This window comes from Nitrosomonas sp., assembly GCF_040240425.1.
Lineage (GTDB): Bacteria > Pseudomonadota > Gammaproteobacteria > Burkholderiales > Nitrosomonadaceae > Nitrosomonas.
In genome coordinates, this window is the sequence record NZ_QPHG01000001.1 from 47,611 (window position 1) to 73,470 (window position 25,860).

Sequence of the window (25,860 nt, forward strand, 5' to 3'; positions counted from 1 at the left end):
AATCCGGTTCATTGATCGGCATGCCACTGCAACCAGTCCCTTCCCTTAACGGTCAATCGATAACGCTGTTTGGGACTGCGCGGTGAATCCGGTTGCGTGCGTTCGATCCAGCTACCCGCCAATGCCGGATTCAAATAATTTTCCCGGAAAGTCGGGCGATGTGTCAGCCCTAGCGTCTGCATCAAATCACTGCTGCTTAATTCACCATTGCCAATTCCCCGGATCAGCACTGCAACTTGGTCGGTTACTTGATCGGTTACTTGGTCGGTAGCTGTTGCCTGGCGAATGGCAGCCAGTAGCTCGCTCAGCATAAACGCGATGAAAGGTGTCGCATCGGCTTGCTCATCGGCTGCCGCCAGTGCTTGGTAATAACTTTCTTGATGCTCTCGGATCACCGTTTCCACCGGCAAATAAGCCAGTAAAGGCTTCCAATCGCGCAAGATCAAGGTCTGCCACAACCGCCCCATGCGGCCGTTGCCATCAGCAAAGGGGTGAATGAATTCAATCTCGTAATGAAAAACACAACCGGCGATCAACGGATGTTCGGTAGTCATCGCCAACCATCCCAGTAAATCGGCCATCAGTTCCGGTACCCGGTTGGCAGGCGGCGCCATGTGCACCAACTGTTTGCCTTGGAAAATACCGACACCGCCGGAACGATAACATCCGGCTTCATCCACCAAGCCGCGCATCAACAACTCGTGCGCCGACAGCAAATCCCGCTCGGAACCGGCTCGCCAGCCTTCCAAAGCCTCGTAGGCGGCAAAAGCATTGCGTACCTCCTGAATCTCACGCGGATGACCCAATACTTGTTTACCTTCGATCACGGCAGTCACTTGCTCCAGCGTCAACGTATTGTTCTCGATAGCCAGCGAAGCATGAATGGTGCGGATACGATTCTCCCGGCGCAGACGTGGCGTCAGGCTCTGCTCGGCTAGCACGGTGTAGCGACCGATGGTTTCGCTGATCTCAGCAACCAGATTCAGGATTGTTGGAGTGATGGTGTAGGGCGGTTGGTAGCTCATACTACTTTCAAGGCTGTTAGAATTGTCGCTATACAAATCGCAAACATGATCGCTATTCAAACATTGCTGGCCAGATTTCGTTCTCTAAAGGAACAAAAGCTAAACCGAAGGTGAGTTGAGAAATGAAAGATTGATGGATCATCCGTAATCATCCATCTGTTTCCGGATAAATAGCTCGAACTCATCCAAGGTAATAACCGGGTTTATGGCGTTTAAGCGAGCTTCATCAATAATACTTTTTGCATCAATAGCTTTTTTCAGTTCTCTTGAACTGATCCAGGTAAGATTCCAGATGGTTGCTGAATGACCTGATACGAGTTGACACAGTGGCTCATCATATTGCATATCTTGAAATTCTGACTGCGATATTCGTTGCAGCCAAATCTGCAAGTGCCCGGTATTTGGGATCTTAGTAAATTTGCGTTGGATTTTTTCTAGAGTTTCTTTCTTGTCTGGTGATTTAAGAAAAGTAATTAGTTTGCTCAAGATGGCTGCGCAAACGGCATAGGTGCGAGGGTTACGGTACGCAATATCAACAATGATGCTGATTAGCGGCAAGGGCTCCTCTAGCAGCGCTTTAACTCTGGCCAGCCGATTGTAATAATCCTGTAGAGCTACAGCTAAACTGCCAGCATTCGGAAACTGTAGAGCGTGGTCGTGAATGATCAGTAAATGCTTTTGCAGGCTTTTCTCACTCTTTTTCCTGCTAAACCATGCGATTTTGTCAGCCTTGATGGATGCTCTGACGACATCAACGTTCACCTTGGTCTTGGAGGGATTGAGCTTTAATCCAAGCGAAATAGTGACTTCGGTTAACAGTTTGACGATCTGTTCGCCATCTCGTGGATTGATGACAAAGATTCGATAGTCATCGCGGTAGCGAAGAATCAAATAATCAGTAATTCCTGCTGACTGGATTTTTTCGGACAGTTCAAGATCAGCATAACCAAGCACGATTTCGGCAATGAAGTCCATCAGCACTGAACCCTGCGGGATGCCATTGGTCTGCCCGTGACGCATGTCTTGGATGTGTTTGTCTATCTGATTGCCAATTAAATCAAGGTTGTTTCTGTTCTCTCGTTTCTTTGCTTCGGGTTTGGTATGGAGAGCCCATGCTATCGAGTGTGTGTAGATTGCACCATAACAATCCGTAATGTCCGTTTCCAGCAGGCAATCATATTCCAGCGCAAGTTCAATCGAACGTTGCTCAACCTCGTGCCACCAATGCGAAACCTGCTCTGCTTTGTCTTTTTCATCCGACTGGGAAACTACAGGAAGACTCAGGCAACGTATCTTTTCGTTTTCTGAAAAATTCTCAAACCGCTCGATAAGCAATTCCCAGTTGTCTTTATCTGTAATGCAATGAACAAGAGACACATACAGCGCCGGATGAATAAGTTGGAAAGGACGCCAGGAATATTTGCCATCCTTATTGTTCAGAATAGTGTAATTGACATCATCAAATTCTCTGGGGTTGTTGCTTACTTCGGTGAGCTTTTTTCCGTCAAGCTGTGCGTGAACTTGCTTAATCAGCTCGCTGAAAACAAAATAGGGCGGAAGATCAATACTGCAATAACTCTCTGCTTTCAGAAAAAACTCCCGAGCTTCAGCATGGGAAAGCATGAGAATAGATTTTCGTTGAATTTCCTTTGACAGAACTTGCTCGTTCTGAATTGACTCATTCATGCCAGCACATCCGATTTACTTCCATGTTTTTTATCCCTTTGATGCATTACCTTCTTCATTTCATCTGCGGTCTTTCCAGTCTACAGGGATGCTTTCGATCTTTTCGAAAACATCATCTACACGCACATATTCTACTTCTCCTCCACAATCCGATCATCTTTCAGAACCATAACACCCGCCCCAATACGTTTGGCCCGTTCACGCGCTCTTTCAGCAACGCGCTTCATAGCAATCTCGGCCGCAGCTAAGTCTGGGTCGCGTTGTTTTTGCTTCTTGTTTGAGTTTACAGTCTGATCACTCATGTTTTCACTCCCTCATCGATCAGTTTTGGTTCACTGCCGGAGTTGTCATGAAGCGCCCATTCGTCCACGATGGGCTTGTAAAGATTGGAGAAATTCCGCAACCCTGCCGTGAAACGCCGCCGGATCATCGGTTCCGGAATGTTGTGACCGCCTTCGCGAACCCGTTGCCGAACTCGGGCGATTGCCAGCTCCGGGGAAACTAATTGAAGAACTTGACGGCATAACCATTGGCTTGCCAACCTGGAATCAATCCGGCGTACATCCTGCCACTCAACGTTGTCTCAAGGGTAAAATTCTCACCGCACCGGGCGTGGTTGAAAATTTCTTCCAGCATCAATCTACCTGCCCGGAAAGCTGCCGTTTCCGGCCTGAAGGGAGCCAATCCAGCCGCTATCAGATCAGCGTTGATAAAAGCCGGACTGCAGCCTCTTTCGGCAGAAATTCCTCAGCAAAAGTAGTTTTCCCAGCACCATTCGGTCCGGCGATGAGGATAATCTTTTTCTTGTATGTATCACTCACGCCACAAGCTCCTACCAGCTTTATCAACGGATTGCATTCATACCGGCGATATTATCATGACCACAAAATATCTGCGCCCAATGCACGATGCCGACTTATAAGACGTAATCCATTGCGATCCCGCCACCACACGGCTCACCTTCCTATCTTGGAATTCATTGAGCGGAGCACAACCCTAGACCGCCTTGCACTGGACTTGAATGACAGTTTTTTGAGCACTGTTTTTCCAGCGCTTTTCTACTCTTCTACTATTCCGGATTGAACCAATTCAACTTTGTATCACTCGCATTAGTAATAAGCCGGTAATTTCAAAGATTCTCTGCATTTTCCGGCCTCTCTAATAAAAAACCAATAAACATGATGTTACGGGACTAAGCCATCAACTTGACCATTGGGCTACCTTGCGATTGATCGGTGGCGGGTTGCACGGCACCGGCATTAACACCGCCACCCGGCAAGCTGAAACTTCTCTGAGGAAATTATGGATAACACAGACGATCCGTTATGGTACAAGGACGCCATTATTTATCAATTGCATGTGCGCGCCTATTGCGATAGTAACGGCGATGGTATCGGCGATTTTCCCGGTTTGACTTCCAAGTTGGATTACCTGAAAGATCTGGGTATCAATGCGCTTTGGTTATTGCCATTTTATCCCTCTCCCTTGCGCGACGACGGTTACGACATTTCCAATTATCACGATATCCACCCCGATTACGGTACTCTGGATGATTTCAAGTATTTTCTGGAAGAAGCGCATAAACGCCATCTGCGGATAATTACCGAACTGGTGATAAACCACACTTCGAATCAGCACCCGTGGTTTCAAGCCGCGCGTAAAGCGCCGCCGGGATCGGTTGAACGGGAATTTTATGTGTGGAGCGATACGGTAAAGCGCTACGAGAATACCCGCATCATTTTTACCGATTCCGAGAAATCCAACTGGGCTTGGGATGAAGAAGCAAAAGCTTATTACTGGCACCGCTTCTTTGCGCACCAGCCGGATCTGAATTTTGACAATCCGCATGTTATCGATGCTGTACTGCACGCCATGCGTTTCTGGTTCGACATGGGTGTCGATGGCGTGCGTCTGGATGCCATTCCTTACCTGTGTGAGCGTGAAGGCACGGACAATGAAAACCTTGCGGAAACCCATGCTGTCATCAAGCAGCTGCGCGCCGACTTGGATAATCGCTACCAAGACCGCGTTTTCCTCGCGGAAGCCAATCAATGGCCGGAAGATGTGCGTGAATATTTCGGTGACGGCGATGAATGCCACATGGCTTTTCATTTTCCGCTGATGCCGAGAATTTTCATGGCAGTAGCGCAAGAAGATCGCCATCCGATCACTGAAATTTTAGACCAGACTCCCGAGATTCCGGAAAATTGCCAATGGGCGGTATTTTTGCGCAATCACGATGAATTAACCCTGGAAATGGTTACTGACCGTGAACGTGATTATATGTATGACACTTACGCAACCGATCCGCGCGCACGCATCAATCTGGGCATACGCCGCAGGCTGGCGCCATTGATGGACGGCAGCCGCAGCAAAATCGAGCTGCTATGCAGCTTGCTGCTTTCCATGCCGGGCTCCCCCATTATTTATTACGGCGACGAAATCGGCATGGGGGATAACATTTATCTCGGCGACCGCAACGGGGTGCGCACACCGATGCAGTGGAGTCCCGACAGGAATGCCGGATTCTCCCGGGCCGATCCGCAGCGGCTTTATTTACCGCCTATCATGGATCCACTGTACGGCTATGAAGCGATTAACGTCGAAGCGCAGTGCCGCAGCGCCAATTCACTGCTCAACTGGATGCGGCGGCTGATCGTGACGCGTACAGGCCATAAAGCGTTTGGACGGGGCTCGATGACATTCCTGCACCCCGGCAATCGCAAGATACTCGCCTATTTGCGTGAGTATCAGGATGAGTGCATTTTTTGTGTCGCTAATCTGGCGAACAACGCCCAGCCGGTGGAACTCGAACTTGCCGCCTACAAAGGCCGCGTGCCGGTGGAATTGCTCGGACGCACCGCTTTTCCAGCGATTGGCGAATTACCTTACTTGCTGAGTTTACCGGGTTACGGTTTTTACTGGTTCCGGCTGGCGGCTGATGTTGCAGCGCCTGTCTGGCACATCGATAAGCTGCCGCGCGAAGAAATGCCGGTGTTGGTCTTGCCTGAAAGCTTATTGGCGGCGTTCATCACCAAACCCGCCGGAGAGGTCAGCAGCGTGCTCGAAAGCAAAACCCGGCAGCAATTGGAAAAAGTAATTCTGCCTCAATTCCTTGCGTCTCAGCGTTGGTACACGGGTGCCGGACACCGGATCGATCAATTGAATCTCGATTTGCATCATTCCTGGAAAACGGCTGACGGTAGAAGCTGGCTGCCCTTATTGATTAATATTCATTTTGATACAGATATCGCGCAAACCTTTTTCCTGCCGCTCGGATTGCTGCTGGGTGAGACCGTCGACCAGCAATACCATGCCTTATCGCCCTGGATGTTAGCCAAAGTCAGGCAGCGCGCGCGCGAAGGCATTCTCTACGATGCCATCGGAGAAGATGCATTCTGCCAATTCCTGCTTGATGGCATTCATGCGGCAACGCGCCTGCCATTCGCATCCGGCGAGATGGTTTTCGCCAATATCTCCGCACTCGCGGAACTGCCGGAAGCGCTCGCAATCAACCGGCCAGCGGTAAAACAAAGCAATACTGTCATCGTCTACGGCGAGAGCCTTATTCTGAAAATTTACCGCCGGATACAGGCAGGGATTAATCCGGAACTCGAAATCGGACGCTTCCTGACCGAAGTATCGCCGTGCGAAAATGTTGCGCCCTTTGCCGGCAGCCTGGAATATCAAAGTGGAGACAGCACAACAGCCATTGCGGTGCTGCACCGCTATATTCCTAACCAGGGCACGATGTGGGATTACACTCAGGAATATCTGGATCGCTGCCTCAAGTCCTGCATCAATGAACCGGATCAAGCATGCGAGCCGTCGCTACACGCCGGTTATCAATCGCAAATGACCTCGCTTGGCACGTGCACGGCCGGTTTGCATTCCGCGCTTGCCAAAACTACCGGAGATTCCGCGTTCGATCCGGAAGCCGTGCCATTCAGTGAATTCTTAGCGCAACTGCAACCATTGCGCACGATTCTTGAGACGGGTTCTCATCCGCTTGCACCGGATACCGTTCAACGGCTACGTGACGTCTGCGGCAGAATAGCCGGGCACCTTGCAGCGCTGCAATCCCGTTCCCGCCGGTTGGTTGTCAGCCGCATCCACGGCAATTTCCATCTCGATCAAATATTGATGGCGCATAACGACTTTGTCATTACCGATTTCGAAGGCGATCCCGGTCTGCCATTGGCAGCACGGCGCGCGAAAAAGCTGCCAATAGCCGATGCCGCGAGCTTGTGCTTTTCGCTTTGCTTGGCCGCATCACAAGCGCAACAGCGGCATTTGGCCGAATACGCCGGGCACGGCGAATTATTTGCAGCCAGCGTGCGGTTGTGGCTGACGGTTTCCGCGGAAGCTTTCCTTGGCGGATATTGCAGTGCAATCGCCGGTTGCTGTACACATCCCGGTGAACCGGAGTTGACCGGGCATTTGCTTCAACTTTTTTTAATGGAAAAATTATTTTCTGAAATCAATGATATGGACAATGATGAAGCAACGCTAATGGAAGCTTCTGCGCTGATTCTGCTTGACTTGATTGAGCAAACCGCACTATTTTCTATAGGCGATGGATAAGTCGAATCGACCGAATCCACTACTCGAACAGACCGGTAAATGCAACATCACCACCCCGGTTCAGCACCAATCCAAAACAAACCGGCCAACACGAAATCAGCCAGCATACAGGCCGCCGATAAACAATGAACGTGACCGGGATCCGGTCCGCACTTATATGAAAAGACAACACCGCATGCCGTTTGGCGCCGAATTCATGACCGAGGATGCCGTGCGCTTTAATTTCTGGGCACCAACCGCCCGGCGCGTTGAACTGCTGATCGATAACGATAGGCCGCGCCCCATGCAGGCAATTGGCGGCGGCTGGTATGAACAGACTTGCCAGCCGGTTCTGGCGGATAGCCGGTATTCTTTTCAGATCGACGATGACATGCGGGTTCCCGATCCGGCATCCCGCTACAATCCCGATGATGTGCACGCCGCCAGTCAGTTAATCGATCCTGCGGCGTTTGACTGGTGTGACGGCGAATGGCACGGCCGCCCCTGGGAAGAAGCGGTTATCTACGAGATTCATACCGGCGCTTTCACGCCGCAAGGCACTTTCTCCGCAATTGAGCAAAAACTTGGGTACCTCGCCGATCTCGGTGTTACCGGCATTGAATTGATGCCAGTTGCCGGTTTTCCAGGCCGTTGCAATTGGGGCTATGACGGCGTTTTACTGTTTGCGCCGGACAACACTTACGGCACTCCGGGCGATTTGAAACGATTGGTGCAAAGCGCGCACCGCCACGGATTGATGGTACTGCTCGATGTCGTGTACAACCATTTCGGACCGGAAGGCAATTACCTGCACTGTTACGCGCCGCAGTTTTTTACCGATCGCCATCAGACGCCTTGGGGTCAAGCGATTAATTTCGACGGCGAATATTCCCGCATCGTCCGCGATTTCTTTATCCACAACGCGCTTTATTGGCTGGAAGAATACCATTTCGACGGATTACGGGTGGATGCCGTGCATGCCATCATGGACGATAGTCAACCGGACTTCTTGGAAGAACTGGCGCAGCAAGTCCATACAACGCTCGGCGCAAACCGCCACATTCACCTCATCCTGGAAAACGACCACAATGCGGCGCATTACCTGCAACGCAACCGGTCAGGCGAATGCACCGGATTCACTGCGCAATGGAACGACGATGCGCACCATGCTTGTCATGTGCTGTTGACCGGCGAGCGTGACGGTTATTACGCGGATTATGCCGACAATCCCATTCTACATTTGGGCCGTTGCTTAACCGAAGGTTTTGCTTATCAAGGCGAAATCTCCATTTATCGTCATGGCGCACCGCGCGGCGAACCCAGCGCACACCTGCCCGCATCAGCTTTCGTCTGGTTTCTGCAAAACCACGATCAGATCGGCAACCGCGCGTTTGGCGAGCGTCTGGCAACACAGGTCCCGCCCGAAGCATTGCGTGCCGCTGTGATTTTGCTGCTGCTGTCGCCATCGGTACCGCTGCTGTTCATGGGGGAAGAATGGGGCGCGCGCGAGCCGTTTCCTTTCTTTTGCGGCTTCACCGGCGAACTCGCTCAAGCTGTCACGACCGGCAGACGCAGGGAATTCGCGCAATTTTCAGGTTTTCACGATCCACATAGGCTGCAAGAAATTCCCGATCCTTGTGACGCAAGCACATTTTTACTGGCAAAACTAAACTGGCAAACGCAAAACGATCCGCCGCACCGCGCATGGCTGATGCTCTACCGGACGTTACTGGCTTTGCGTTTGCAAACAATCGTGCCACTCTTACCCGATATCACCGGCAGCAGTTTTGAAATTCTGACATCACATGCTTTGCAAGCCGCCTGGCAGCTCACCGGTCACGGAAAGCTCACCATTACTGTCAATCTCGGCGATGTTCCCGTCAAAATTTCCCACCCTCCATCAGGGCGGCTGCTTTTTTCGAGCCACGATCAATCCGGACAATCCAACCCAGCGCCCGGAATGCTGCCTGCATTTTCCGCTGCCCTGTATCTGAAAGATTCCCATGAATCAAGATAACGATGAATTAGCGTTATTAGCGCGTCTCAGCAGCCTGGCCGGTATCCTGCCAGTCTATTCCGACAATTGGCAACAGCCGCATATCACCCGGCCGGAAACGCAGCGCAAGCTGCTAACGGCGATGGGATTCGATGTATCCACCCCGCAACGCATCGCATCCGCCATTAAAGCGCACGAATTGCAGCCATGGCAACGTATCTTGAAGCCTGTTACGGTGATCACGCAAGAACACCCGGCTTGGGTGTCCGTCACCTTGCCGGACGATCTGGCAACCGGAATCTGGACATGGCGCCTGCATCTTGAAAATCATGAAATATTGCAAGGGCAATTCGACCCTGCGGCATTACCCAAGCTCGCCGCCAAAAGAATCGCAAAAAACCGCCACACCCGGTGGCGGCTGGATTTACCGCCGCAACTGCCATGCGGTTATCATCGCCTGGAGCTCTTCCATGCGGCAGAACCTTGCGCGCAGCAATCGCTTATCATCGTCCCCGCCACTTGCTATCAACCGCAGGCCATCAGCAATGAAAACCGCGTCTGGGGATTGGCCGTACAGCTATATGCGTTGCGTTCGGAACGACATTGGGGTATCGGTGACTTTACCGATTTACGCTTAATTCTGGAACACTGGTCGGCACAGGATGCCGACATCATCGGCATTAATCCGGTACACGCCATGTTCCCGTATAACCCGGAACATGCGAGTCCTTATAGCCCGTCGAGCCGTTTGTTTCTCAACATTCTTTATCTGGACGTCGAAGCAGTCACCGATTTTCACGAATGCGAAGAAGCTCGCGCGATCCTGAGAACTCCCCAATTTCAAACCCGTCTGGAGGGACTGCGGTCATCCGAACTGGTGGATTATGCCGGAGTAGCCACGCTCAAACTGCCGTTGCTGGAAATGCTGTTTGAGCATTTCTGCGCACATCATCTGCAACCGGACAGCAGCCGCGCCGAAGCATTTCGCGCATTTCAGCGCCGCGAGGGCGATGACTTGCATCAGCATGCGCTGTTCGAGGCACTGCAGGAATTTTTTCACCGGCGGGACCCAGCCATTTGGGGCTGGCCAGTTTGGCCGGAACCTTATCGCAATCCGCAATCATCCGAGGTACGGCAATTCGCGGAAAATCACCGCGGCCGCCTCGAATTTTTTTCCTACTTGCAGTGGCAAGCGGATCTGCAACTTGCAGCGGTTGGCATGAGATCGCTGGAACTGGGGCTTGGCATCGGTCTGTATTTGGATCTGGCGGTTTCGGTGGATGGCGGCGGCGCGGAATCCTGGGCCAATCAAGCGCTTTACGCATCCGGCGCCAGTATCGGCGCACCGCCGGAATTGAACAATCAACTCGGCCAGGATTGGGGATTGCCGCCGTTTCTTCCCGATCGTCTGCGCGAAACAGCGTATGCGGCTTTCATCCGTGTACTACGGCACAACATGCGCCATGCCGGTGCGTTGCGCATCGATCACGTCATGGGACTCATGCGTCAATATTGGATTCCCGCGGGATGCACGGCCGCCGAAGGCGCCTATGTTCAATTTCCGTTCGATGACCTGCTCGGCATTCTAGCGCTTGAAAGTCAGCGTAATCAGTGCCTGGTCATTGGCGAGGATCTCGGCACCGTGCCGGAAGAAGTTACCGCCGCCTTGCCGCTGCGAGGTATCTTGTCATATCGTTTGCTGATTCTGGAAAAAGAACCCGGCGGCAACTTCGTGCTGCCGGAAAATTATCCCGCGCACGCCCTCACTGCCGTCACCACGCACGATCTGCCGACATTGCCGGGTTATTGGGCAGGACGCGACATCATGCAGCGCACCGCTCTGCAACTATTCAGTTCGGAAGAAGCGCGCCGGGAACAGGTGGTCGGACGCGCCCAGGAGCGCGCCTATTTATTGCTACGGTTGGAACAAGCCGGATTGCTGCCAGATGGCTTGACAGTCAATCCGGTCTCGCTGCCGTCCGCATCTCCGGAATTCATCCAGTCGGTATACAGTTACTTGGCGCGCAGCCCTGCCAAGATTCTGATGGTACAAATCGAAGACACCCTCGAAGTACTGGATCAAATCAATATTCCATCAACGACTACGCAACACCCGAACTGGCGCCGCAAACTGCCTACCAATTTCGAAACTTACATAGCCGATCGCAAAATACAGACGTTCATCGCGGCAATGCGGCACGAGCGGCCGCGCATCCGCAGCCACCCCAAACCGGAGCGGCACTTGCGCATCCCGCTAGCAACTTACCGTCTGCAACTGAACCAGGCATTCACTTTCGCGCAAGCGGCGCAAATCGTGCCCTATCTGGCACAGCTGGGCATCAGTCATGTGTATTGCTCTCCCTATCTTAAAGCACGCCCCGGCAGCAGCCACGGTTACGACATCGTCGATCACCACCTGTTTAATCCCGAAATCGGCGACAAAGAAGCATTCGATGCCTTATGCGCTACATTGCATGCTCATGACATGGGACAGATCATGGATTTGGTTCCCAATCACATGGGCGTCATGGGAGCAGACAATCAATGGTGGCTCGATGTTCTGGAAAACGGCCTTGCTTCAATCTATGCGCCATTTTTCGACATCGACTGGCACCCGCTAAAACCGGAACTGCACCATAAAGTGCTGCTGCCTATTCTCGGCCAGTCATACGGCGATACGTTGGAAAGCGGTCAATTGACGCTCCTGTTCGATGAAGCAAACGGCAATTTCAGTGTATGGTATTTCCAGCATCGCTTACCGGTCACGCCGCGCGAATATTGCCGGTTGCTCAGGCATCGCCTGCCATTACTGGAAGGACAATTACGGCCGGATCACCCCGATCTGCAAGAACTCGCCAGTTTAATTACCGCCTTCGCCAATCTGCCCGCTGGCGGCATCACGGCCCCCGATACCATCCTCGAACGGCATCGCGACCAGGAATTGCTGAAACGCCGCCTGGCGATGCTGGCGAATGTATCATTACCGGTCCGGCAGATGATTCAGGATACGATTGGCGATTACAACGGTACACCGGATCATCCTGCGTCATCCAATTTATTACATGAATTGCTTGAAGCGCAATCGTGGCGAGTCGCCAATTGGCGCGTCGCGTCCGACGAGATTAATTACCGGCGCTTCTTCGACATCAACGATCTGGCTGCATTGCGCATGGAAGACTGTCATGTATTCGAGGCGACACATCAACTGGTATTGGAATTGATCGCCGAAGGCAAAGTCGACGGTTTGCGAATCGATCATCCGGATGGCTTGTACGATCCGCAGCAGTATTTTCAGCGGCTGCAAGACCGTGCCGCCATCCGGTCACCGGCACAAACCGGCGAGCAGCCGGTTTATATCGTGGCGGAAAAGATTCTCGCGGAACATGAGCCATTACGGCAGGATTGGTCCATTCACGGCACCACCGGATATGAGTTCTGCCGCCTGATCAACGGATTGTTCATTGATCCCGAAGCCCAAACCATGCTCAGCCGGACTTATCGCGCCTTTACCCGAACGCAAACCGATTTTGACGAACTGGTGTATCGTTGCAAACACCAAATCATGAAACATGCAATGGCCAGTGAGCTCAACGTTCTGGCCGGCCAGCTCAGCCACATTTGCGAAATGCGCCCGCACACGCGTGATTTCACAACCAATCATCTGCGTCATGCCCTGACTGAAGTCATCGCCCATCTGCCAGTTTACCGCACGTACATCCGCGATGGCCATGTGGCGGAACTGGACCGGCGCTACGTGGAGTGGGCGGTCGCCATCGCGAAGAAAAGAGCGCAAACCCAGGATACCAGCATTTTCGATTTCATCAGCAATGTCTTGCTGCTCGATGCGGCAAAGAATGCGGATGCATCCTATCATGCGGCGATTACCGCTTTTGCCATGAAGTTCCAGCAAGTTTCCAGCCCGGTGATGGCGAAAGGCTGCGAAGACACGGCTTTTTATCTTTATCACCGGTTGATTTCACTTAATGAAGTAGGTAGCGATCCGCGGCATTTCGGCACATCGGTCAAAGCATTTCATGCGGAAAATCTTAAACGCCTGGAGCACTGGCCTCATGCCATGCTCAATACTTCTACCCACGACAGCAAGCGCAGCGAGGATGTGCGCATGCGCATCAATGTGTTGTCCGAAATTCCCGAACAATGGAACCAGCAGGTGCGGCGCTGGCGGCGGCTCAACCGGAATAAAAAACGAGTGGTGGAACATCACGAAATACCCAGCGCCAACGATGAATATTTGTTGTATCAAACAATGCTCGGCATCTGGCCGCCAACGCTTGTCGCGAACGAATATGATGCGCTGCTGGCGCGTCTTGAAACGTACATGATCAAAGCCGCACGCGAAGCCAAACAACATACCAACTGGTTCAATCCCGATACGGTTTATGAAGACGGACTGCTGAGTTTCATCCGTAAAATCACAAATCCCGCCGGAACGAATGCTTTCCTCGCCGATTTCATTGATTTCAACCGGCATATCGCGCGCTGCGGCATGTTCAATTCTCTAAGCCAGACTCTCCTCAAGCTGTCGGTTCCGGGTGTTCCCGATATTTATCAGGGCAACGAGCTGTGGGAATTGAATTTGGTCGACCCGGATAACCGGCGTCCAGTCGATTTCACGCAGCGGCTGCAATTGCTGGAACACATGAAGAAATCCACCACCGTTCCACAAAACCAGCTAGCTTCTGTGGTACGGCAATTACTCGATCACTTAGCTGATGGACGGGCCAAATTGTATTTAACCTGGCAATTGCTGCAAATCCGCAAGCAATGGCCGACCGTCTTCCAGGACGGCGCTTATCTGCCGCTGTCCGTCTCGGGTGAACACAGGGAACACATATGCGCCTTCATGCGGCAAACGGAAGAAATCGGGTTGATCGTTATCGCTCCACGCTGGTTTTCCCGGTTGATCACAGCCGCGAATACAGAATTACCATTGGGTGAAGCGGTATGGGGTAACGCGACCTGGATCGAAATAATGCAGCCCGGCCCGGCAGTAAAAAATCACGGTTCGAATCTGTTAACAGGCGAAACCGTACCGATCACTGAAATCAATGGTACGGTCTCATTGTCAGCGGCCCACGCGTTAACGTCATTTCCGGTCGCGTTAGTGCGAATTGACTTCCGGTGACCGGTTCGGATTGCGGCAATCAGGCAATTTACAGGCTATCAGGCAAATGGCTGAGTCATCCGCTTGCGCGGTGGAACCCTTTGGCTGCTATCAATCTCAATACCATAAATCCATTTGTAAAACAGCGGCAGATTTTCTCATCACTGGAAACTCATCGCTCTAATTCTCAATTGCTGACTATTCTTCTGAAATACCGATTGCACTGGATTGCGCTGCTAATGCTAGCCAGCGTTCTTCCCCTCCCGGCGATGGCCCAGGAAACACCGGAAGCATCCGGCAATCCGGCGATCGTCACGTTATCGGCGCCAGCGCCGGTCAAGGAAATGCTGCAAAAATACATTCAACTCCCCCAGGAACCGTTTGCCAGCGACTACGATGAATTACTCTTTCTGCACCGCGTGCAAAAGGAAATCCGCGACATTCTGGCGACCGAAGGTTACTTCGATCCTGTAGTGTCCATCGCGCAGCAATCCGCGCAAACCTTAACCAAGAGCGCTGAAATCACGGTCGAGCCCGGCGAGTTAACGCGCGTTGGTTTAGTCACGATTGAATTTTCCGGTGACATTGCCAATGGCGATGAAAACCACCGCAAGCGCATCGAACAGCTGCGCGCCGCCTGGCCTCTCAGCGCCGGGCAACCGTTCCGCTCCGCCATCTGGGAGCAAGCAAAATCAGCGTTGATCGCTGACCTGACACAACGGGCATTCGCCGCAGCAACGATCACCGCCAGTCAGGCCAGCGTCGACCCCGGCAAGGCGCGCGCGGATCTGGTGATTACCGTCGATTCCGGGCCGGTGTTCTACTTCGGCGATATCCGGATCACCGGCTTGCAACGCTACGACGCAACACTGATCACCCGGCTCGCACCGTTCAAAGCGGGTGATGAGTATCAGCGCGATTTGCTGCATCAATATCAAATCCTGCTGCAGAAAGCGCCACAATTCAGTACTGTATCGGTCAGCATCTCGCCGGACATCGCATTGCATCAAGCAGCGCCGGTACAGATCGTGCTGACGGAAGCGCAAGCGCAGCGTTTTGCCTTCGGCGCCGGTTACAGCTCGAACAATGGCGCGCGCGGCGAAATCAATTACCGCCATCATAATTTTCTCGATCAAGCTTGGAATCTCACCAGCCTGCTGCGTCTCGAACAAAAGCGGCAAACGTTTCTAGCAGGAATCGACACCCTGCCCGATCAAAACAATATCAATCATTCGCTCAGCGCCAGCCTGCAGATGACGGATATCGCAGGTCTGAAAACCGATGTGCAAAAAATCGGCGTGACGCGTAATTACCAGACCGCGACGACGGTTATGCAGCTCGGTTTGAATTGGCAGCGTGAGCATAAAAAACCCGATGGGGCGAACGATCAAATCAACCAAGCGTTGGTATTGGATTGGCGCTGGCGGCGGCTGATCGTCGATGATCCCGTCAATGTCCGGCGCGGCGATATTACCGAAGTGCGCGTCGGCGGCGGCATCAGGCAATTACTATCGGATCAGGATTTTATCCGCACTTATGTCAGTCATCAAAGCTGGTGGCCGGTGGGATCGCGCGATACATTTTTCCTGCGAGCTGAGGCCGGTTATACATTGGCCTCGTCGCGCTTCGGCATTCCGCAGGAATATCTGTTTCGCGCCGGTGGTATCCAGTCGCTGCGTGGTTATGATTTTAAAAGCATCGGCGTGCACGAAGGCAGCGCCGTGGTCGGTGGCCGGGTAATGGCGACCGGCACCGCCGAGTATACGCACTGGCTGACGCAGCAATGGGGCGCAGCAGCATTCACCGATATTGGCAGCGCGGCCGATCGCTGGCAGGACATACGACTGTTTCTCGGCTATGGCGCGGGAGTACGCTGGCGCAGTCCGGCGGGTCCGCTGGCGCTCGATCTGGCGCGCGCCCACGAAACCGGCACGCTGCGCGTGCATTTTTCAATGGCTGTCGCTTTTTGATAAAGTAAAACTGTTCATGATCGATCAACACACTAAAAACCCGCCTCCCCCTAAAGCCGCGCAGCGCTATCGCAAGCTGGCGATCAGCCTAGTGTTTTTGCTGGCACTGACGGCCGCCGGTTACTGGTTGCTGTACAGCGCATCCGGATTGCAATCAGCCGCCGCCGCTGCTAATCGTTGGGGCGGCGGCATGATCCGGTTGACCGGTGTGCACGGCACGCTGCAAGACCTGCACATTGAAACTATTCATTTCAGCAACGCTGAGCTGGAGCTAACGCTACAGAATTTCCACATGCGCTGGAATCCGGCGCAATTGTTTTACCGGCAGATCAGCATCCAGCGGCTGGCGCTGGCGTCGATCCACATCGATCAGCACGCGGTTGACGCCGCGCCTTCCGCTCCGCAACCGCCGGATAGCTTACTGCTGCCGTTCGGATTATCGATTGCAATCATGACTGCCGATGCCATCCATCTCAATGCGGCATCCCAGGAAATTGCCACGCCAGTGATAACCGATTTGGCGCTGGCACTGGAAAGCGACGCCAAGCATCATCAGCTCAAGCAACTGAATTTCACCACACCGTGGGCAACCGTCGAATCGCAAGCGGAACTTGACGGCAACGCGCCGTTTACACTGAATGCGCGTATTGGCGCCATCGCTGCCGGTTCATGGGGCGGCATCGACACAACCGTCACCGGCAATTTGAAGCAGCTCACGATTCAATCCGCCAGCCGCCCGCCCGCAACCAATATGACACTACAAGCGCAGTTACAACCGTTTGCCGCAAACCCGGTTACGCAACTACACGCCATCCTGCAACAGTGGAATCCGGGTGATTTTGCGGCAAACGCGCCGCAAGCGAAGCTGTCGGTGTCGGCACAGTTGACGCAAAATGAGGCCGGACAATTGACAGGTAATATCGACATCGAAAATCATGCGCCCGCACCGCTCGATCAAGGCGGCATACCGCTGTCGGTCATCCATGCCCGCGCACTGATCTCCTCACAATTGCTGGCGCTGCCGGAGATTCGCGCGTTATCCGGAAAGGGTGGCGTTGTGCGCGGACCGTTGGCTTGGGATCGGAACAAGCACACCCTCACAGCGGACTTGGAAGTCGAACGGATCGATCCGCAGCAATGGGACACTCGTCTGCAAAGCGCCGCCATCTCGGGCAAGATCGAGCTCACCGGCGATGCGGAAAAGCAATCCGCCCGCGCCGATCTGCGCGGCCAGTCGCTGCGCTTGACTGCCGGAATTACCCGTGATGCCGATGAACTCATACTCGAACAATTCAATTTGCAACGCAACCGCTCGCGTTTGACCGGTCAAGGCAAACTGCAACTGACCGGAGAACAAATGTTTGACGTGTCGGGAGCGTTGATCAACTTCAACAGCGCGGATTTTATTCAGACCGCCGATTCCAGCCTGAACGCCACCCTACAGGCATCCGGTCAATTGCTTCCGGCGCTTAGCGGTACTTTAACCTATGCCATTCACAACAGCCGCCTGGGGAAATCGCCTGTCAACGGTTCGGGTGAGATCGCATTCACCGGTACCAGCCGCTTCAGTGGTAAGGCCGAATTGCTGGCAGGTTCAAACCGTTTGCTCGCGCACGGCCGCATGGACGGCGAACAGCACGATGTCCAACTGACAGTGAATGCCCCGGCATTGGCGCAACTGGGTTTGGGTATATCCGGCGACTTGCAGACGCAGCTTATTTTCCGCGGCACGATGCAATCACCCGATCTCGATTGGAAACTGACCAGCAAACAGCTGGAATTACCCGGCAAACAACAACTCTCGGGTATTTCCGCCAACGCACGATGGCATCAAAAAGACAGCATTGCGCTGAACCTTGCCGTGGAGACTTACCGCGCGCACGAACAAGCAACGATCAGGCAGTTATCCGCCATCCTTGATGGTAAAACCGCCGGTCACCATCTGGCGGTCAACGCCAATATCAATAAAGATACCGCCGTGCAATTGGCGGCAAGCGGCGGCTTGAGCTCTGCAAAACCAGGGCTGCCGCTGCGCTGGCAGGGTCAGTTGACCAAACTTTCCGCCACCGGGGACATGCCGGTTCGCCTGCTGGCACCGGCGGCACTCGCGGCCAGCACTACTTTGTTTTCGCTGAGCGATGCGGCGCTGTCGATTTCCAGCGGATCGGTCCGTATCGAGCAACTGCACTGGACGCCCAGCAGCTGGAAAACCCGCGGCGATTTCACCGGCATTGCACTGTTGTTGCCCGACACACCGGCGCACGCAAAAGACGCTCCGCTGCAATTGGGTGGCCGCTGGCAGTTCGATGCCGCCGCGCAACTGACCGGCGAATTGCACATTCAACGCGAACGCGGCGACTGGACTTTGCCCGGCGATGTGCCACAACGGCTGGGATTGCAGCAACTGCAACTGCAAGCAACCGCACGGCATGGAAACCTGTCCGGACAATTCGCGCTGAACAGCGAAGCGCTGGGGAGCGTTCAGGCGGAAGTAGCGCTACTGCTGCCAAAGAAAACACAGTGGTCCATTGCCAAGGAGTCGCCGCTGCAGGGTAATATTCACGCCACCCTCACCAGCTTGAAATGGCTCAACGCATCCGGTAATAATCTACGCGCCGATGGTGAATTGCGGATCCAGGCCGGTATCCACGGCACCTTGCAGCAACCCGATATCCACGGCACGGTTTCCGGCACGAATTTAAGCCTGGCGTTACTGGAACAAGGAATTCGCTTGCAGCAAGGTACTTTGGCCGCACGTTTTCAGCAAACGGATTTGCACATCGACCGGTTGCATTTTGCCAGTCCCCATGCAGCACCACCGGACAACCGCCTGTTCCGCGATCTAGCGCTACAGGATACGGCTGGTTCGTTGACTGTCAGCGGCAAGATCGGATTAACCGGCAGCTCGGGTCAGCTCGATTTCTCCCTAGACCGGTTGCCGCTTGCGCACAAAACCGATTACTGGATCGTCACTTCCGGCCAAGGCGCCATCCACTTACAAAACAACCGTCTCAGCGTCACCGGCGGCTTACAAACCGACGCGGGATTAATCATGCAACCGCCGGAAAACCGCCCGGCGTTACCGGACGATATCGTGCTGGTGAATACCCCGTCAGCGCAACAGCCGCAAAAACTGGCACTGGATCTGGACATGAACCTGAACTTAGGCGAGAAATTTTATATCCGTGCTTCCGGCCTGGAAGGCCGTCTGACCGGACAACTGCAAGCCCGCAGCAGCGGCAATCAGCCGCTCAAGCTCACCGGCGCCATCGCCGCCCAGGACGCCGCATTCAAGGCATACGGCCAGGACTTGAAAGTCAGGCGCGGCATCGTCAGCTTCCAAGGCTCGCTCGACGATCCGAACCTGAATGTGCTGGCGGTGCGAGAGGGTTTGGCAGTCGAAGCAGGTGTCGAAATCGCCGGATCGGTACGCCATCCGCGCGTGAAACTGGTGTCGACGCCGGAAGTTCCCGATACCGAAAAGCTGTCCTGGATCGTGCTGGGTAGAAAACCCGACACCAGCGGACTCGATACGTCAGTATTACTGTCAGCTGCCGGCTCGATACTCGGCGGCCAATCCGGCAGCGGTCTCACCGATCGGATTACCCAAGCGCTCGGTGTCGACGAGATCACGTTCAAGCAAGCCGGTGTTGGCAGCTCTTTGAGCGGACAAATCGGCGTGATCGGTAAACGCATTTCATCGCGCGCGTACTTGAGTTACGAACGCGGCCTAACCGCCACGACGATGGGTATCACCAAATTGACTTACAATCTGACGCCCAAAGTGACCGTTGTCACCCAAGCGGGTGAAGACAGCGCGGTAGATATTTTCTATACGATTCAGTTTGATTGACAACACAGAATACCCATCGATAGATGGGATGTAGCAGTGCGATTTCTCCCGGTTGCTCAACGCAACAACTATTGGATTATCATTGAATAAGGGGGTATGAAGTAACGCAAGCGGGATCGAAATCGCACAATCCGGCTCGATAGTAAAATATTGCGACCCTACCGCCTCTTGGTTTACCATCCCTACCCACTTCAACGACCGAAACACCACTCCATGCTGCCATCCATCGAACAACGCCTCGCCACCGAACTCGCGGTTAAATTCTCGCAAATCCAAGCCACTGTGCAATTACTCGACGATGGCGCGACGGTGCCGTTCATTGCACGCTACCGCAAGGAGGCAACAGGCGGGTTGGACGATGCGCAATTGCGGTTGCTGGCGGAGCGGTTGCATAGTTTGCGCGAGCTGGAGAAGCGGCGTGCGGCGATCATCGCAGCGATTGAAAAACTCGGCAAGATGACGTCGCCGTTGCTCGATGCGTTGACGCACGCGACGGACAAAGCGCATTTGGAGGATTTGTACCTGCCGTACCGCAAGAAGCGCCGCACCAAGGCGCAGATTGCGCATGAGGCCGGTTTGCAGCCGCTGGCGGATAGTCTGCTGAACGATCCGCGGCTCGATCCGCAGGCCGAGGCGGCGAAATACCTGAAAGCGCCGTTCACCACCGAAGAAGGCGATAACCCCGGCGTGGCCGATGCGGCGGCTGCGCTGGAAGGCGCGCAGCATATTTTGATCGAGCGCTTTGCCGAACATGCGCCGCTGTTGCAAACCTTGCGCGATTATTTGCGCATGCACGGTGTGCTGACCGCGAAAGTGGCCAAGGACCAAAAGGACGGCGATACCAAATACACCGATTACCACGATTACAGTGAAGCCATCACGAAAATCCCGTCGCATCGCGCGCTGGCGTTGCTGCGCGGGGAACGTGAGGGGGTGTTGAAGATCAAGCTGCTGCTCGATTCTGAATTGGAGGAAAAAGCCCGCAACTTGACGCTCAATCCCTGCGAACAACAGATCGCGCGGCAATTCAACATCCGCGACCAGAACCGTGCGGCGGACGGTTGGCTGATCGACACGGCGCGCGCCGCTTGGCGCACAAAAATCTTCTCGCACCTGGAAACCGAATTGATGGGCAATTTGCAGGAACACGCGGAAACCGAGGCGATCCGGGTATTTGCGCAGAATCTCAAAGCGCTGCTGTTGGCTCCTCCGGCCGGGGCACGTGTGACCATCGGGTTGGATCCCGGTTTGCGCACTGGCGTGAAGGTGGCGGTAGTCGATGCCACCGGCAAAGTGCTCGCGACCGCCACGATTTACCCGCATGCGCCGAAGAACGATTGGGATGGCGCGCTGCAAACCTTAAAACAACTGGCCGAACGCCACCAGGCCACGCTGATCGCCATCGGCAACGGCACCGCGTCGCGCGAAACCGATCAATTGGCGAAGGAGCTGATCAAGCGTTATCCGCAGCTCAAGCTGACATCGATCATGGTGTCGGAAGCCGGTGCGTCGGTGTATTCCGCATCCGAACTCGCGTCGGAAGAATTGCCGGATCTGGATGTGTCGCTGCGCGGCGCGGTGTCGATTGCACGGCGGCTGCAAGACCCGCTGGCCGAATTGGTCAAGATCGACCCGAAATCGATCGGCGTCGGCCAGTACCAGCATGATGTCAATCAAGGCCAGCTGGCGCAATCGCTCGACGCGGTGGTGGAAGACAGCGTCAACGCCGTCGGCGTGGATGTCAACACCGCCTCCCCCGCGTTGTTGCGCTACGTGGCCGGGCTGAGCAGCAAAATTGCGCACAATATCGTCGTTTACCGCGACGGCAAAGGCCGCTTCGCCAAGCGTGCCGAATTGCTGAAAGTACCGGGGTTAGGCGGGAAAACTTTCGAGCAAGCCGCCGGATTCCTGCGCATTCCGAACGGCGCCAACCCGCTCGACGCCTCGGCCGTGCACCCGGAATCGTACCCATTGGTCGAGCACATTCTCAATGACATCCAGCTCAATGTCACGGCATTGATCGGTAATTCATCCGCGTTACAATCGATCCTTCCGGAAAAGTACGTCACCGCGCAATTCGGTCTGCCGACCGTGAAAGACATCCTGCACGAACTGGAAAAACCCGGCCGCGACCCACGCTCCACGTTTAAAACCGCCACGTTCAAGGAAGGTATCGAGACGATGAAGGACTTGCACCCCGGCATGGTGCTTGAAGGTGTGATCACCAATGTCGCCGCGTTCGGCGCGTTTGTCGACATCGGCGTGCATCAGGATGGTTTGGTACATATCTCGGCGCTGGCGGACAAATTCGTCAAAGATCCGCATGCGGTCGTCAAGGTAGGGCAGGTGGTTACGGTTAAAGTACTGGAGGTGGATGAGAAACGGAAACGGATTGCGTTGACGATGCGATTGGGTGATAAAACGGGATGAATATCCCAAAAACTTCCTTTTAGAAATAAACCTATTTTAAAAAACATAAAATAGGTATTTGTAGTATTCTTCCTATACTCAAAATTACATTTAGTAACACAAGGAGACAGAAACTATATTTTTGTAGGCATTTCAAAAAAAGCAGGCGACACAATGATGGTTACACATTACGGAAATCGTGGGTTTGGAGCAAACCTTTACACACAAAAAGGATAAGGAATGAAAATCCCTGAATATTTTAGAAAAGAAATTTCGTCAAAATTTGTGCCAGATAGCAAAGAAGGATTACGGCTTATTCCTTTAATTAAATATGAGCGAACCAGTTTTAATTGTGAAGGTAGGCGCCGCCCCTTCGCCCGGATCGCCGTTTTCGCCAGCACCATTACCGCCCTGGCCCTCGCTCCCAGTGCCCATGCGATCAACGCGACATGGATGGGAGGAGGTTCTGATGATTTTGACGCCACCCACTGGGATATAGGAACCGGCGTTCCCAGTTTTATCCTTAAGTCGAATGACGAAAGCGCCTACGCCTTCTATTTCGATGGTAACAGATACCCTGATTCCAACGGCATTGTCACGACAACCGACGGCATAAGCCCGTCGTCGCTGAACTTCGCTGGCCAGAATTGGACGCTAAATGTAGCCAGCATCAGCACGGGCACGTTTTCCCCGGGCCTATTTATCAATGTAAACCACACCAGCCCACAGGTGACGATCAATGCCCCCTATCAGATTTCGTTTGGAACGCCCCTTTGGCCGTTGTACGCCGACCTGAACGTTGATACCGGATCGGTGCTCACCCTCAACGCCACCGTTCTTAGCAACGGGAGCCTGAACAAGTATGGGGGCGGCACGGCCGTCATCAATTCTTCTTTCGCAAGTCCCGGGATCGTCAGTGGCACCAATGTGTTCGGAGGCACGTTGATCACGGACGCCCCATACAACGATTACAATGTCCGTGCAGGCGCCACGGCGGGTTTCAATATTCCGTACTATTATGGTGACTTCACCTACACCGGCAATATCTATGGCGAAGGCAATTTCGTCAAAACGGGCGACGGGACGCTGACCATGACGCAAGACGTCTACTACACCGGCTCCACGGCGGTCGAGGGTGGTCGGCTTGTCCTCGCCACCTTCCATAACCCCTACGTCACCAGCGGTTTCACGTTCAATGGCGGCGACCTGGAACTCAGCACGCGGACGAGCAACATGACCTACGCCAATACGATCCAGGGGAGTCACTCGTTCACTAAGAGCGGGCCGATGAACCTCATCCTCACCGGTAGAAACAACCATGCGGGCGGCGGCGTTTTTGTCACCGGCGGCAACCTGACCGAGAATATCCCGATGGGCGATAGCTACACTCTTAGTAGTGGCGCGTCTCTCACCTTCAACGCGGATGGTAGTGCTAGTGCATACGCTGCAGGCCAGATCACTGGAGCCGGGCGCCTTATAAAGACCGGCTCCGGAGATATTCATCTCACTGGAGACAACACCTACACCGGCGGCACCTCCGTCGGTGGTGGCAGGCTCTTCGATTCCAATCCTCACGGGGATTATTCTCTTGCTCCCTCAGCGACGCTCTACTTCCCCGTCAATGACAACCGGACCTATGCGGGTTCAATCATAGGCTCCGGCGACGTTGTGCTGCTCGGCTCGGGCACCCTCACCAGGACAGGGAGTCCGGCTATTTTTTGGGGGGTGAGTCTTTGGTCTGGGACGACCCACATCTACAACGACGGGCGCCTTATCGATCTCCATCCGCAGGGGAACTACAGGCTCGACGGGTTCGACGGCGCCAGCAGCAACCTCGAGTTTGCGAACTCAGGCACCGTCTTTTTCGGCGACCCGAGCTCCCCCTATCCGGGATCGGTCGGGGGCAGCATCTCCGGCCCCGGCAGCTTCACGAAAAGCGGAGCCGGAGATCTGTTTTTTACTAGGAACATGACCTACGGGGGGCAGACCACGATCAACGGGGGAAACCTCGTCGCCTTAGTGTCCAATGCCCTTCCCACCTCGACCGACCTGACCGTGAATGCGGGCGGCAGCTTTACGGGTGGTGACAGATTGCAACAAACGATCGGCTCGCTTGCCGGCGGCGGCTTGGTGACGTTGAGCGGCAACACGCTGACGATCAACGGCTCGACCAACGCCATCTTCTCCGGCGTGATCTCGGAAGCCGGAGGCAGCAGCGTCGTGAAGGACGGAGCCGGCACGCAGACATTCACCGGAGTGAACACCTACACCGGCGGCACCTTCGTCAATGGTGGCCGCCTCATCGATGCCCATCCTCACGGGAGCTACACGCTCTCGAACTCCGGCGAGATAGAGTTCTCGAGCGCAGGCAACATCAGCGGCCTGTCGCTCACATCGGCCAACAACATCGCTCTGAACACCTCGGGCGGCGTGGTCACAGTCGGGGGGATGTTCACTAAAAACGAGGGCCAGATCTACACCAGTGACGGCGGCACAACCGCCTTCACCGCCGGCGTCTTCGGTTTAGGTAACTTCACTGGCCCCGGCACAGTCAGCTTCACAGGCGCCTACGCGCCCGGGGACGGCAGCTCCCCGGCCGCCAGCGTCACCTTCGAGGGCAATCTAGTGCTCCATTCGACCAACGGGTTGGTGATGGGACTCGGCAGCCTTGCCTCCGATCACATTACCGTCTACGGCGCCGCGGATCTCGACGGCAAGCTCCTGATCTCCTGGCTCGATGCTTCGATGTCGGCGACACAGGGCGAGAGCTTTGATCTTTTTGACTTCCGCGGCTCCTCGCACGGCATGTTCTCGTCCATCAGCCTGCCCGCTCTGCCTTCCGACCTCCGTTGGGACATATCCGCCCTCTACTCCACTGGCGAAATCTCCGTCATGACGGCCGTGCCGGAACCCAACACTCTTGCTACCTTATGCCTCGGCACGGGGATAGTGCTTCTGGTCAACCGGCGGCGGAGACACACGTCCCGCTAACGGAATTCAGCGGTCCGGACCTTGATCCCCAGGCTCCTTCGGCCTTCAAAACCCCGAAACCCCGCTGAAGCGAACTCGCAGACCCACAGTGCCCGCGAGAGCTGAACACGACGTCGCACGAATTTTCCCTGCGACGTCGCAGGGGCGTGATGATGCATTCGACAAAAGAACATCCGGCTCCCATGACCTTCCTACGTAAGCCTCCAACCCCACCACCTACCCAAGCTCTTTCATTAATGCTT

At 54.3% G+C, this 25,860-nt stretch carries 12 protein-coding genes; 7 read left to right on the forward strand and 5 right to left on the reverse strand.

Annotated elements, in window-relative coordinates:
* Positions 1-8: 8 nt before the first annotated feature.
* The 5 genes from DU481_RS00195 to DU481_RS00215 all read right to left on the reverse strand — a co-directional run bounded on the left by DU481_RS00195 (position 9) and on the right by DU481_RS00215 (position 3,532).
* Positions 9-1,025: a Fic family protein gene (locus tag DU481_RS00195; RefSeq protein WP_350131178.1), complete on the reverse strand. Its 1,017-nt coding sequence runs from the start codon at positions 1,023-1,025 to the stop codon at positions 9-11.
* A 138-nt stretch (positions 1,026-1,163) separates the two neighbouring features.
* Entirely contained in the window at positions 1,164-2,711 is a 1,548-nt protein-coding gene (locus DU481_RS00200; RefSeq protein ID WP_350131180.1) for an RNA-directed DNA polymerase, read from the reverse strand.
* Positions 2,712-2,842: 131 nt separating this feature from the next.
* Positions 2,843-3,013: a hypothetical protein gene (locus DU481_RS00205; protein ID WP_350131182.1), complete on the reverse strand. Its 171-nt coding sequence runs from the start codon at positions 3,011-3,013 to the stop codon at positions 2,843-2,845.
* Positions 3,010-3,252, reverse strand: a complete 243-nt coding sequence (locus DU481_RS00210) for a hypothetical protein (RefSeq protein WP_350131184.1) — start codon at positions 3,250-3,252, stop codon at positions 3,010-3,012. Before DU481_RS00210 ends, DU481_RS00205 begins: the two co-directional genes overlap by 4 nt.
* Positions 3,253-3,406: 154 nt before the next feature.
* Positions 3,407-3,532, reverse strand: coding sequence for a hypothetical protein (locus tag DU481_RS00215; RefSeq protein ID WP_350131186.1), 126 nt, complete (start codon positions 3,530-3,532; stop codon positions 3,407-3,409).
* Between the two features lie 481 nt (positions 3,533-4,013).
* Between DU481_RS00215 and treS the strand changes: the two genes are divergently transcribed.
* The 7 genes from treS to DU481_RS00250 all read left to right on the forward strand — a co-directional run bounded on the left by treS (position 4,014) and on the right by DU481_RS00250 (position 25,618).
* Entirely contained in the window at positions 4,014-7,295 is a 3,282-nt protein-coding gene (treS, locus tag DU481_RS00220) for a maltose alpha-D-glucosyltransferase (RefSeq protein WP_350131188.1), read from the forward strand.
* Between the two features lie 157 nt (positions 7,296-7,452).
* Complete coding sequence (gene treZ / locus DU481_RS00225) at positions 7,453-9,291, forward strand: malto-oligosyltrehalose trehalohydrolase (protein ID WP_350131190.1); 1,839 nt, start codon at positions 7,453-7,455, stop codon at positions 9,289-9,291.
* On the forward strand, positions 9,278-14,416 hold the full coding sequence (locus DU481_RS00230) for a malto-oligosyltrehalose synthase (RefSeq protein ID WP_350131192.1): 5,139 nt from the start codon (positions 9,278-9,280) through the stop codon (positions 14,414-14,416). Before treZ ends, DU481_RS00230 begins: the two co-directional genes overlap by 14 nt.
* Before the next feature lie 218 nt (positions 14,417-14,634).
* Complete coding sequence (locus DU481_RS00235) at positions 14,635-16,365, forward strand: autotransporter assembly complex protein TamA (RefSeq protein WP_350131194.1); 1,731 nt, start codon at positions 14,635-14,637, stop codon at positions 16,363-16,365.
* Positions 16,253-20,218 (forward strand): translocation/assembly module TamB domain-containing protein, encoded by a 3,966-nt coding sequence (locus DU481_RS00240; protein WP_350131196.1) that lies wholly within the window; start codon positions 16,253-16,255, stop codon positions 20,216-20,218. The genes DU481_RS00235 and DU481_RS00240 overlap by 113 nt, the downstream gene beginning before the upstream one ends.
* Before the next feature lie 213 nt (positions 20,219-20,431).
* Complete coding sequence (locus tag DU481_RS00245) at positions 20,432-22,648, forward strand: Tex family protein (protein WP_350131198.1); 2,217 nt, start codon at positions 20,432-20,434, stop codon at positions 22,646-22,648.
* Positions 22,649-22,867: 219 nt separating this feature from the next.
* Positions 22,868-25,618 (forward strand): autotransporter-associated beta strand repeat-containing protein, encoded by a 2,751-nt coding sequence (locus tag DU481_RS00250; protein ID WP_350131200.1) that lies wholly within the window; start codon positions 22,868-22,870, stop codon positions 25,616-25,618.
* Positions 25,619-25,860: the final 242 nt, after the last annotated feature.

Excerpts from the sequence above, each read along its gene's own strand:
- DU481_RS00205 (WP_350131182.1), bottom strand. The coding sequence starts at position 3,013 with ATGAGTGATCAGACTGTAAACTCAAACAAGAAGCAAAAACAACGCGAC.
- DU481_RS00250 (WP_350131200.1), top strand. The coding sequence starts at position 22,868 with ATGAAAATCCCTGAATATTTTAGAAAAGAAATTTCGTCAAAATTTGTG.
- DU481_RS00200 (WP_350131180.1), bottom strand. The coding sequence starts at position 2,711 with ATGAATGAGTCAATTCAGAACGAGCAAGTTCTGTCAAAGGAAATTCAA.
- DU481_RS00230 (WP_350131192.1), top strand. The coding sequence starts at position 9,278 with ATGAATCAAGATAACGATGAATTAGCGTTATTAGCGCGTCTCAGCAGC.
- treS (WP_350131188.1), top strand. The coding sequence starts at position 4,014 with ATGGATAACACAGACGATCCGTTATGGTACAAGGACGCCATTATTTAT.
- treZ (WP_350131190.1), top strand. The coding sequence starts at position 7,453 with ATGAAAAGACAACACCGCATGCCGTTTGGCGCCGAATTCATGACCGAG.
- DU481_RS00235 (WP_350131194.1), top strand. The coding sequence starts at position 14,635 with ATGCTAGCCAGCGTTCTTCCCCTCCCGGCGATGGCCCAGGAAACACCG.
- DU481_RS00245 (WP_350131198.1), top strand. The coding sequence starts at position 20,432 with ATGCTGCCATCCATCGAACAACGCCTCGCCACCGAACTCGCGGTTAAA.
- DU481_RS00240 (WP_350131196.1), top strand. The coding sequence starts at position 16,253 with ATGGCGCGGGAGTACGCTGGCGCAGTCCGGCGGGTCCGCTGGCGCTCG.
- DU481_RS00195 (WP_350131178.1), bottom strand. The coding sequence starts at position 1,025 with ATGAGCTACCAACCGCCCTACACCATCACTCCAACAATCCTGAATCTG.